The 12,154-nt window shown below is 51.0% G+C and carries 7 protein-coding genes; 1 reads left to right on the forward strand and 6 read right to left on the reverse strand.

Going from position 1 to position 12,154, the window contains the following annotated elements; genetic code table 11:
* Window positions 1–279 precede the first annotated feature (279 nt).
* Together rpoC and LKE33_00525 are read right to left on the reverse strand one after the other, a co-directional pair.
* Entirely contained in the window at window positions 280–4,293 is a 4,014-nt protein-coding gene (gene rpoC / locus LKE33_00520; GenBank protein ID MCH3949419.1) for a DNA-directed RNA polymerase subunit beta', read from the reverse strand.
* 15 nt (window positions 4,294–4,308) lie between these two features.
* Window positions 4,309–8,040, reverse strand: a complete 3,732-nt coding sequence (locus tag LKE33_00525) for a DNA-directed RNA polymerase subunit beta (GenBank protein MCH3949420.1) — start codon at window positions 8,038–8,040, stop codon at window positions 4,309–4,311.
* 567 nt (window positions 8,041–8,607) lie between these two features.
* Between LKE33_00525 and LKE33_00530 the strand changes: the two genes are divergently transcribed.
* Window positions 8,608–10,095 carry an MBL fold metallo-hydrolase gene (locus tag LKE33_00530; GenBank protein MCH3949421.1) on the forward strand — a complete coding sequence of 496 codons (1,488 nt, stop codon included), beginning with the start codon at window positions 8,608–8,610 and terminating at the stop codon, window positions 10,093–10,095.
* Between the two features lie 466 nt (window positions 10,096–10,561).
* On the opposite strand, the gene LKE33_00535 is transcribed toward LKE33_00530, so the two are convergent.
* The 4 genes from LKE33_00535 to rplU form a co-directional block, all read right to left on the reverse strand.
* Window positions 10,562–11,062 (reverse strand): DNA-deoxyinosine glycosylase, encoded by a 501-nt coding sequence (locus tag LKE33_00535; GenBank protein ID MCH3949422.1) that lies wholly within the window; start codon window positions 11,060–11,062, stop codon window positions 10,562–10,564.
* Between the two features lie 105 nt (window positions 11,063–11,167).
* Entirely contained in the window at window positions 11,168–11,458 is a 291-nt protein-coding gene (gene rpmA / locus LKE33_00540) for a 50S ribosomal protein L27 (protein ID MCH3949423.1), read from the reverse strand.
* Window positions 11,459–11,463: 5 nt separating this feature from the next.
* A complete protein-coding gene (locus LKE33_00545) occupies window positions 11,464–11,793 on the reverse strand; it encodes a ribosomal-processing cysteine protease Prp (protein ID MCH3949424.1) in 330 nt (109 codons plus the stop codon).
* A 3-nt stretch (window positions 11,794–11,796) separates the two neighbouring features.
* Window positions 11,797–12,108: a 50S ribosomal protein L21 gene (gene rplU, locus LKE33_00550; protein MCH3949425.1), complete on the reverse strand. Its 312-nt coding sequence runs from the start codon at window positions 12,106–12,108 to the stop codon at window positions 11,797–11,799.
* Window positions 12,109–12,154 lie beyond the last annotated feature (46 nt).

Here is a 12,154-nt window from a genome sequence, read left to right on the forward strand (position 1 = left end):
ATAGAATGCAGCGAGCAGCTAGTAAAAAATAAAGGCGCTTTTGGCCTATGGCATGTAGCCTCGTCTGCAGCAGTGCGGTAAGACTTTTGATTCAAAAAAATAAAACCTGAAATTTAGCAGTTAATCTAAATTTCAGGTTTTATTTTTATAAGTTCAAAGAAAAATACCTTGGTCATTTTTCTTCCACTAGCGACCCGCAGCCAGCGACTTGCGACCAGCGTAAAAAGAGGCTGTGAAATCATGCACACGCATATTTCACAGCCTCTTTTTCATTTGTGATTATTTTTCTTTCGGAGTTTCTTCAGCAGCTCCCTTTACTTCATCGGGACGATGGAGTTTCAGCTGGATGTTACGGTATTTAGGCATACCCGTACCAGCAGGAATCAGCTTGCCGATGATAACGTTTTCCTTGAGGCCCAGCAGCGGATCGACCTTGCCCTTGATAGCGGCATCGGTCAAGTTACGCGTGGTTTCCTGGAAGGAGGCGGCAGACAGGAAGGAATCCGTAGCGAGGGAAGCCTTGGTAATACCAAGCAGGATCGGATGGCCTTTAGCAGGCTCCTTGCCTTCCGCCATGACTTCATCGTTCTCATCTTCGAATTGAGCGATGTCGACGACGGAGCCCGGCAGCATTCTCGTATCACCGGCGTCATCGATGCGATACTTACGCATCATCTGACGAACGATGACTTCGACGTGCTTATCATTGATTTCAACACCCTGGGACTTATAAACGCCCAGTACCTGCTGAACCAGGTAGTACTGCGTTGCGTTCGGACCACTGATGCGGAGAATATCATGCGGATTCAGGGAACCTTCGGTCAGGCGGTCGCCGACTTCCACGTGAGCGCCATCGGCCACGTGAATCTTGGCACTGGTTGGAATGTGATAGGAATCTTCACTGCCATCTTCTCTGACAATGATGATGTAGCGCCCATCTTCCTTTTCTTCGATTCTGACCGTACCGGCAGACTCTGCCAGGATACCAGGATGTTTCGGTTTTCTGGCTTCGAACAGTTCTTCAACACGAGGAAGACCCTGGGTAATATCTTCACCGGCAACACCACCGGTGTGGAACGTTCTCATGGTCAGCTGGGTACCAGGTTCACCGATGGCCTGTGCAGCAATCGTACCTACGGCTTCGCCGACTTCTACCTTCTTGGCGGTAGCGAGGTTACGGCCATAGCACTTGCGGCAGACACCGAAGTGAGACTTACAGGTCAGTACACTGCGAATCTTGACGCGGTCACGCAGGCCGGCAATGACGTCAGCCATATCTTCCGTGATATAGTCATTGAGGTGGTAAACTACTTTGCCATCCTTGTCGGTGATATCTTCGGCCAGCGTACGGCCAACCAGACGATCACGCAGGGATTCCAGAACCGTGCTCTTATTCTTACCGGAAGTGATGGCCTCTACATAGATACCGTCTACTTCGTTATTGCGGATGCTCAGTTCCTTGACAGTACCGTCTTCCAGTACCTTCTCGATAGCTTCTGCCGTGAACTTGCTGCCCTTTTCGGCCAGCACTTCACCCTGGGCGTTCACAATATCCTCAGCGACTTCCTTATCCAGGAAATGATGCGTCATATGTTCGCGGAAAGCAGCCTTGACGCGGTCTTCGCTGACGTTGATTTTCAGTGTTTCCGGTTCTTCCGTGCTTTCTACGTCCACAGGATACAGTTTGATTTCCAGAATCTTGGCGGCAAGCAGACGGTCAAAGACTTCTTCCGTAATTTCCGTATCAGCTTCGGCCAGGATGCTGCCGTCTTCCGGATTCAGCACGCTGGAAGCGAGGGTGCGTCCGATGGCATATTCCTTCAGCTTGCGCTGACTGGAGCCAAGGACGCTCTTGCAGAAGCGGGCGCGTTCACGAACCAGGTCCATGCTGCTGACATCGCAGTCATCCTCGCGGACGATAACATCCTGAGCTACGTCGACCAGACGACGGGTCAGGTAACCGGAGTCTGCCGTACGCAGAGCCGTATCGGCCAGACCTTTACGAGCACCGTGCGTGGAAATGAAGTATTCCAATACGGTCAGGCCTTCACGGAAGTTGGATTTGATAGGACGGTCGATGATACGGCCGGAAGGATCAGCCATCAAACCACGCATACCGGCGAGCTGACGAATCTGCTGAACGTTACCACGGGCACCGGAGTTAGCCATCATGTACACAGGGTTGAATTTGTCCATGGTGTGCTTCATGAGGGCATTTCCTACGTCATCCGTAGCTTTGTTCCAGATGTCAATGACCTTGCGGTAACGTTCGTCGTCGGTCATCATACCACGATTGAACAGGCGTTCCACCTTGCTGACCTGCTTTTCTGCAGCAGCCAGGATTTCACCTTTTTCTTTAGGAATCTTGATATCGGAAGCGGCAATGGACAAACCGGACAGGCAGGCATGGTCATAACCGAGTTTCTTGACGATATCAAGGACGCGGGCAGTACCGAAGTTGCCGTACAGTTTATGTGCCTTAGCAACCAGACGGCCCAGTTCCTTCTTATCAATCAACTTACCAAGGAGCCACGTACCGTCTTCCTGTTTGGAATAGTAGCGCATTTCTACCGGCAGTTCACTGTTATAGATGATATTGCCGACAGAAGTCGTTACAAGGCTTTCGCCCACGTTGGAAGGTTCCGGATAAATTTCGGAATTCGGGACACGGACTTTGATGCGGGCCTGCAGGTCCACATACTTATGGAAGTAAGCCAGACGGGCTTCATCAAAGCTGATAAAGCGATGACCTTCACCCTTGGCACCCTCTTTGAAAATGGTCAGGTAATAAGCACCCAGTACCATATCCTGCGTCGGAACGGTGATTGGTTTGCCGTTTGCCGGAGACAGAATATTGTTGACACTCATCATGAGCACACGAGCTTCTGCCTGAGCTTCTGCAGACAGCGGCAGATGGATTGCCATCTGGTCACCATCAAAGTCGGCGTTGAACGGTGTGCAGACCAGAGGATGCAGCTTGATGGCGCGGCCTTCGGAAAGGATTGGTTCGAATGCCTGGATACCCAGTCTGTGCAGCGTCGGGGCACGGTTCAGCATCACAGGATGTTCCTTGATGACGTCTTCCAGAACATCCCATACAGGATCGGAAGCACGTTCCACCATGCGCTTTGCGCTCTTGATATTGGTAGCGGACCCGTTTTCCACGAGGCGCTTCATAATGAAAGGTTTGAAGAGTTCCAGTGCCATTTCCTTCGGCAGGCCGCACTGATGCATCTTCATTTCAGGGCCTACGACAATTACGGAACGGCCGGAATAGTCAACACGTTTACCGAGCAGGTTCTGACGGAAACGGCCCTGCTTACCTTTGAGCATATCGGACAGGGACTTCAGAGGACGGGTGCCGGGGCCCGTTACGGCACGGCCGCGGCGGCCGTTATCGATCAGGGCATCGACAGCTTCCTGCAGCATACGTTTTTCGTTACGTACGATGATATCAGGAGCCTGCAGTTCCTGCAGTCTCTTCAGACGGTTGTTGCGGTTGATAACACGGCGGTACAGGTCGTTCAGGTCACTCGTGGCAAAACGGCCGCCGTCGAGCTGAACCATAGGACGCAGATCCGGAGGAATGACCGGCAGTACATCGAGGATCATCCATTCCGGCTTGTTGCCGCTCTTCAGGAAGGCTTCGCAGACATCCAGACGACGAACGATGTTGCGTTTCTTCTGAAGACTGGTCTCATTCTTCAGGGCAGCACGCAGTTCCATCGTCAGTTTTTCGACATCGATTTCATGGAGCAGTTCCTTGATGGCTTCGGCACCCATGCCGACGCGGAAACTATCCTTGCCGAATTCGTCGACTTTTTCCTGATATTCACTTTCCGTGAGCAGCTGCTTCTTGGTCAGGTTGGTATCGCCCGGATCAAGGACGATATAGCTGGCAAAATACAGCACCTTTTCCAGGTTGCGCTGGCCAATATCAAGAATAGCACCCATACGGCAGGGAATGCCCTTGAAATACCAGATGTGGGATACAGGAGCTGCCAGCTCGATGGAGCCCATACGGTCGCGGCGAACCTTGGCGCGGGTAACTTCTACACCGCACTTATCGCATACAACGCCTTTATAACGGATGCGCTTATATTTACCGCAGTGGCATTCCCAGTCTTTCGTCGGCCCGAAAATGCGTTCGCAGAACAGGCCGTCACGTTCCGGTTTCAAAGTTCTATAGTTGATTGTTTCCGGTTTAGTAACTTCACCATGGGACCAGGATCTGATCTTTTCAGGAGAAGCCAAACCGATTCTCATAGAATGAAACTTATTTACATCCAACAAGAGCACTCACTCCTTTCACTCTTCGTCAGAGCCGTTATCGTCGCCCTGGGTATCATCCATTTCCATGTTGCCCGTATCGGCGATTACGTCAAAATCACTGCTTTCAGTCTGGTCTTCATCCGGGCTGATTTCTTCATCACTGTTTACATGGACATTGCTCTCACCGGTATTGGCACTGGCCGTTACCTTGTTGTTGGACATATCCATATCCAGTTCTCTTGCAATATCGCCCATTCCGATATCTTCGTCTTCATCATCCAGATCGATTTCTTCATCGTCTTCGTCGAGGACGCTGACATCGAGGCCGATAGCCTGCATTTCCTTCACGAGTACCTTGAAGGATTCAGGTACACCCGGTTCAGGAATGTTTTCGCCTTTAACGATAGCTTCGTAAGCCTTTACACGGCCGACCACATCGTCGGACTTTACGGTCAGGATTTCCTGCAGTGTGTAGGCAGCGCCGTAAGCTTCCAGAGCCCAAACTTCCATTTCACCGAAACGCTGACCGCCGAACTGAGCTTTACCACCCAGAGGCTGCTGCGTTACGAGGGAGTACGGGCCGGTAGAACGAGCATGAATCTTATCGGCAACCAGATGGTGCAGCTTCAGGTAGTAGATGCAGCCAACGGTTACAGGGTTGTCAAAAGGTTCACCCGTACGGCCATCGTACAGGATCGTCTTGCCGCTTGCATCTACGCCGGCAGCTTCCAGCGTCTTTGCCATATCTTCCTGACGGGCACTATCGAATACCGGGACAGCCACCTGGACGGCGCCGTCCACCGTTTTCGGCATGCCGTACGTATCGAAGTCGTACCCGGCTTTTCTCAGATCTGCTTCCACCGTAGGATCTCCGTTTTCAATACGGCGGCCAAGTGCTACAGCAGCCCAGCCGAGGTGAGCTTCCAGAATCTGTCCGATATTCATACGGGAAGGTACGCCCAGAGGGTTCAGTACGATCTGGACCGGTTCGCCGTTCGGCAGGAACGGCATATCTTCGCGCGGCAGAACACGGGAAACAACACCCTTGTTGCCGTGACGGCCGGCCATCTTATCGCCTTCACCGATTTTACGTTTTTGAACAATATTGACACGAACCTGCTTATTTACACCAGGCGGCAGTTCATCCCCGTTCTCACGGGTAAAAATCTTGACGCTGCTGATGATACCAAATTCGCCATGAGGTACACGCAGGGAGCTGTCGCGGACTTCGCGGGCTTTTTCGGCGAAGATAGCGCGAATCAGGCGCTCTTCGGCAGACAGTTCCGTCTCGCCTTTCGGCGTTACTTTACCAACCAGGATATCGCCCGGGCGGACTTCCGCACCGATGCGGATAATACCGTCTTCGTCCAGATCTTTCAGGGCATCTTCGGAAACATTCGGGATATCTCTCGTAATTTCTTCAGGTCCCAGTTTGGTATCGCGGGCATCGCAGTTGTATTCTTCAATATGAATAGAGGTAAAGACATCGTCCTTGACCAGATCTTCACTCAGCAGTACAGCATCTTCGTAGTTATAGCCTTCCCAAGGCATATAAGCAGCGATTGCGTTGCGGCCAAGTGCCAGTTCGCCGTGATCCGTAGCAGGACCATCAGCCAGGACCTGACCTTCTTCGACCTTTTCGCCCTTAGTGACAATCGGGCGCTGGTTGATGCAGGTGCTCTGGTTGGAACGTTTGAATTTCAGTACGTTATATTCGTCGACGCCGGTCCCGTCATCGCGGGTAACGATGATCTTGTCACCGCTGACATACTTGACCGTGCCGGCATGCTTAGCAAGGATGCAGACACCGGAGTCAACAGCGACCTTATATTCCATGCCCGTCCCGACAACCGGAGCTTTCGGGTTCAGCAGAGGCACGGCCTGACGCTGCATGTTAGCGCCCATCAGGGCACGGTTGGCGTCATCGTTTTCGAGGAACGGAATCAGTGCGGCAGCAATGGACATAACCTGTTTAGGAGATACGTCCATGAAGTCAACATGGGTCGGCGGGACCGTAATAACGCCCATTTTATCGCGGCAGGTAACATATTCGTTAACGAAATGACCATCATCCGTCAGCGGTTCGTTGGCCTGTGCTACTATATATTTATCTTCCTCATCGGCAGCGAGGTAAACGATATCGTTCGTAACAATGCCCGTTGTACGGTCTACTTTGCGGTATGGTGTTTCGATAAAGCCATAACGGTTGACAACAGCATAAGTAGCCAATGAACCAATCAAACCGATGTTAGGACCTTCAGGAGTTTCAATCGGGCACATACGGCCATAGTGAGTCGTATGTACGTCGCGGACTTCGAAACCTGCTCTTTCACGAGACAGACCGCCGGGCCCCAGAGCGGACAGACGGCGCTTATGCGTCAGTTCGGCCAGCGGGTTGTTCTGGTCCATGAACTGAGACAGCTGGCTGCTGCCAAAGAATTCCTTAACGGCAGCCACAACCGGACGGATATTGATCAGAGCCTGCGGCGTAATCACATCGGCATCCTGCAGCGTCATCCGTTCACGAATGACACGTTCCATACGGGACAGGCCGATACGGAACTGGTTCTGCAGCAGTTCGCCGACGCAGCGAACACGACGGTTGCCCAGATGGTCGATATCGTCCTTGCCTTCCATGCCATCGATGACGTTCAGCAGATAGCCGAAGGAAGCAATGACATCAGCCTGGGTAATCGTGCGGACGGAAGGATCGATGTCCTTGGTGACGATCACGCGTTCCGGATGTTCCTGGAACATGACCCAGACGATAGCGTAGCCCGGCTGGGAGAAGATGCCGCTCTTTTCGATGGCATCAATTTCGTCATCGCCGATAACAGTTCCCTTCGGAACGACGACTTCACCCTTCGTCCCGTCCGGATTTTCAAAGCACAGATCCTCGGCAAGCGTTCTGCCGCTCAGACGGTTGCGCCAGCCCAGTTTCTTATTCAGTTTGTAACGGCCGACATTAGCCAGGTCATAACGTCTGTTATCGGAGAAAATGTTATAAATCAGCTGACGGGCGTTTTCGAGGTTCTTCGGTTCGCCCGGACGGAGTTTCTGGTAAATTTCCAGAGCCGCGTCTTCTTCGTTTTTCGTGGTATCCTTGGCAAGCGTAGCTACCAGGAAAGGATGTTCACCGAATACGGAGATGATATCATCATTGGACGGCAGGCCCATAACGCGGAGCAGGGACGTGGCAGAAAGCTTTCTGGTACGGTCTACACGGGCGTAGATGATACTGTTGAGGTCCGTTTCATATTCAATCCAGGCGCCGCGGTTCGGAATGACCGTCGTACCATAGAGGTACTTACCCATAGGATCGCTGTCCTTGGAGTAATACACGCCGGGGCTGCGGACGAGCTGGCTGACGATGACACGTTCAGCACCGTTGATGACAAACGTACCTGTATCAGTCATCAGAGGGAAATCCCCCATAAATACAGTAGATTCCTTGATTTCTCCTGTATCTTTATAAAGAAGACGAACATCTACGTTCAGCGGAGCTGCATACGTAGCATCTTTTTCTTTGCAAGTTTCAACATCAAACTTCGGATCGCCGATGGTGAAATTTTCAAAACTCAGTTCCAGATTATCCGAAAAATCCTTGATTGGGGAAACATCACGAAAGACATCATGCAGTCCTTCTCTGATGAACCACTCATAGGATTTTCTCTGAAGGTCAATCAGGTGCGGCATCTTCAGGACTTCTTTGATCCTGGCATAGCTGTACCTTGTACGGTTGCCATTATGAACCGGTTTGAACAACATATGGGTCCTCACTCCTTTTTCATCCTGCAGGTTTTTTCACACAAAAAAACAAGGCTCACAATCAAAAAAATTCTTTGATTAGCCTTGTAAAAAATAAGTTACCTCAGTCAGCATTGCGTGCTCCTCTCAGTCAAACGATCGGAACGCGATGTCCAACCACTGAGCACTCGCGAAACCTTATGATCCTGCTATAAAAATAAAATTTCATGGAAATGATATTTTACCATGTATTTTATTTTTTTGCAAGAACGAATGAAAAATAATTACAATTTTTTCCGGTACCTGAAGAGATATAACTTTCAGTTTCGGGTTCATGCCTTTTCTCCCCGTGAAATACCATTTACGAAGACAACTTTTCTTATGCTATAATGAAACATCTCGATAAACAATATATTCCAAAGAGGAAGAAGGCTTATAACAATGAAGCGAGTGAAAGCAATCGGGATGCTCCTTATCCCCCTATTTTCATTCATGGCCCCGATTTATGCCCAGGCGCAGCCAAAATCAGGTCAGACATCTTACCCGCCCCGTCATGAGGATGGGACATATCACAGCCCTGCAGGGCGAATGATCATGGAAAGAGGCGTCGATGCCTATTACAAAGGAGATTATGAAAAAGCGCTCCGCTATCTGCAAAATGCCTATGCCCGCGGCAACATGAAGGCCGGCCGCTATATCGGTCTCTGTTACGAAAACGGGTACGGCGTTCCTCAGGATGACAGTCTTGCCGCCCATTGGTACACAGAAGCATCTCAAAAAGGAGACGTGACATCGACGTATCTTTTGGGAATGCTTTATGAGCAGGGCAAGGGTGTCCCCCAGGATGCACAGAAGGCCTTCGCCCTTTATAAGCAGTCAGCCTACAGAGACGACAACGTCTCCGCTCCCAGCCAGCTTGCCCTGGGCCGTCTCTACGAGAACGGAATCGGTGTGGAAAAAGACCTTGCGAAGGCCCGCTACTGGTACGGCCGCGCTGAAAAGGCCGGCAGCCGGGAAGGAACCGTGGCTCTCTTCCGCCTTGACGGAAACGAAAATCACCCCGTCCGCACGGTCACAACGAGAATCACAGAGGGAAGTCTCTTCGACATCAAGGACGGCGTCACGCAGATCGATACTTCAAAAATCTGGACGCCTGTAAAAAATATTGATTTTTCCTCGAAACATCAGATTCTTATCCAAAATCCGGATGGAACAAAGACACCCATGGACGAACCCTGGTATGAAGTTCACCAGATTGCGCCCCACACCTGGCAGATCCGCAGTGACGGCGATTACTGCTATCTGCTCGAAGGGGATGCACTCGCTGTCATGATTGATTGTGGCTATGGAGCAGGCAACATCCGGGAATTTGCCCAAACGCTCACAGCAAAACCCGTTAAGTACGTCATCAATACGCACTATCATTTCGACCACACAGCCAATGACGCCTATTTTGATGCAGCCTTCATGACCAGGGAAAGCGTTCCCTACGCCACCGTTCCCTACAACAGCTTCAAAGGGATGGATGTTCCCCGAAACTACCCCGTGATCACGGTTACAGACGGATACATGATGGATCTGGGGAATCGTCCCCTTTCGGTCATCGTCCTGCCCCACTCGAACCACACGCTGGGCGGCCTCATGGTTCTCGACAAAAAGGAAGGCATCCTTTTCACCGGTGATGAGTTTCTCCGTCCAAGCGGCGTATCGCTAAGCATCCCCTTTGAGGACTTTGTGCGGAATATGGAGCGCATCCACACAGACCGTCCCTTCATCCATACCCTCTACGGCGGTACCGGGCGGATGGCCCTCAGTGTATTTGATACCTATTACGAAGCAGCTCGTTACGGAGCTTCCGGGAAAGCTCAAATTGTTATTAATGAACACCCGGAAACCAGACGAATGCCTTCATCAAACCTCGCCCCCGGTGAGACTCCCGTTTACGTGAGGGGACAGGTCCGGCCGGGAGATTCGACCGTTAACGCCCCGGAACCCGCGCCCCAGGGAAAACACGTCTACTATACGTACCATGGATTCAAAGTGAGTTATATTATCCCCGATAACGCAAAGTCCTGAGAGCTTTCCATACAGAAAAACTACAAAAGTGGCTGTGAAATAATGCGGGTGCATTATTTCATAGCCACTTTTTCACGCTTTCCGCAGCCCGCCGTGGAAGCAAAATGACCTTCTATTAAACCCAACTGTCAGGTTGGGTATTCCTTTGGGACCTCCTTCCACGCAGTCGGAAGGAGGAGGCCACGAAGTGGCGGAAGATAGTACCAATCCAATGCTAAATGCCATAAGCCAAAAGCGCCTTTATTTTTTACCAGCTGCCCGCTGCATTCTATCTCAAGAATCCGCCAAAGCAGCTGCCAGCACTACAGTGCTAACCACTCTCCACTAGCCACTGTCCACTTTACTGCGCTATATGCCATAGGCCAAAAGCTAAAAGCGCTTTTTATTTTTCACAGCCCCGCGTTTGTTTATAAAAAAGCAGCTTTGGACTTTTAGTGAAAAATAGAGTAACGAAAAATATAAAGAATTACCGGCAAAAGTTTTTTAAGTACGGCCCCCAGGCCACTTGCAGCTGCTTCAAGCTGCAGCGCGCGTTGGCCGGGCTTGTCGATGGCATGGCCCGAATGATGAGGCCGCTCCTTCCAAGCAGCTTCTTATTATAACGGCGGAAAGCGGCATAAGCCTTTCCACCGTTGCAGAGGATCTGGCAGATGCCCGGATAAGACCCAATCAGGGCCGCAATATCATTGGGTTCTTCCTCCCGGATGGCGGAATCAAGACTGCCTTCCCGCTCGCAGCGGCCAATGGTATCCCACAGGGCAACATGGTTCCGAAGGAGCATGGCGAGCCGCCCCTCATAGGTTACCGGCACCGATTCCTCAAAGATTGAAGCCATAAGAGGCCAGAAACGATTGCGCGGATGGGCGTAATATTGTTGTTCCTGCAGGGAACGCACACCCGGCATCGACCCCAGCACAAGGGTGCGGCAATCCGGATCGATGGAAGGTCCCAATCCGATACAAAGCATAGACAGTACTCCTTTCTTGTGCACGAGCAGCAAAAAAGCAGGTCTTTTTCAGCAGAGATATGAAAAAATCCCGCCGGCAAGCCGACGGGATCATCCTCATTATGTTCAAGCTTCTGCTTCAGCAGGGATAACGCTGATGGTACGGCGATCCTTACCCCATCTGTCAAAGGAAACCTTGCCGGCAACCTTAGCATAAATGGTGTAATCCTTGCCCATACCTACGTTCTTTCCCATATGGAAACGGGTACCACGTTGACGAACGATGATGGAACCAGCCGTTACGAACTGACCATCATGAGCTTTCGTGCCCATACGCTGAGCGTTGGAATCACGACCGTTGTGAGTGGAACCGGACCCTTTCTTATGAGCGTGTAATTGAAGAATTAAATCGAACACTTAACTCACCTCCTGTGTTCATGAATCCTCAGGTATTCCTCGGTATAAGTCTTCTGCAGATGACGCAGACCACAGACCATAGTCTTCAGCACTGCATCCGTCTTAGCGTCGGGCTCTCCTACCAAGGCTACCGACAAACTGCCGTCTTCCTCATTGATTGAATACTTTACCTGACGGTGAAGTACTTCGTTGAGACCATTTGCGGCAATTTGTGTATTCAGCGATACTGCATAGCAGACTTCGTCAAATCCCTCAGGATTGGCGTCTGCATGCCCGGAAACGGTGTACCGTCTGATTCTGCCATGTTTGTTGTAGTACAAATCTACCTGGATCATGGCTTAGGCTTCGATCTTCGTGATTTCAACCTGGGTAAAAGGCTGACGATGACCCTGGCGCTTGCGATAGTTGCTCTTTGCTCTGTATTTGAAAACAAAGATCTTATCAGCTTTGCCCTGCTTAGCAACCTTAGCGGTTACCTTTGCGCCTTCAACTTTAGGCGTGCCAACTTTAACGTCAGCATCATTAACTACGGTCAGAACGTCGTCAAAAACGACTTCTTCGCCTTCAGCAGCATTCAGTTTTTCAACGTTCAGGACATCACCTTCGCTGACGCGATACTGCTTGCCGCCGGTACGGATAATTGCGTACATTCTGTGCACCTCCCTCATCATAAGACTCGCCGAATACGGTACTCCT

The organism is Acidaminococcus sp. (genome assembly GCA_022482815.1).
Lineage (GTDB): Bacteria > Bacillota > Negativicutes > Acidaminococcales > Acidaminococcaceae > Acidaminococcus.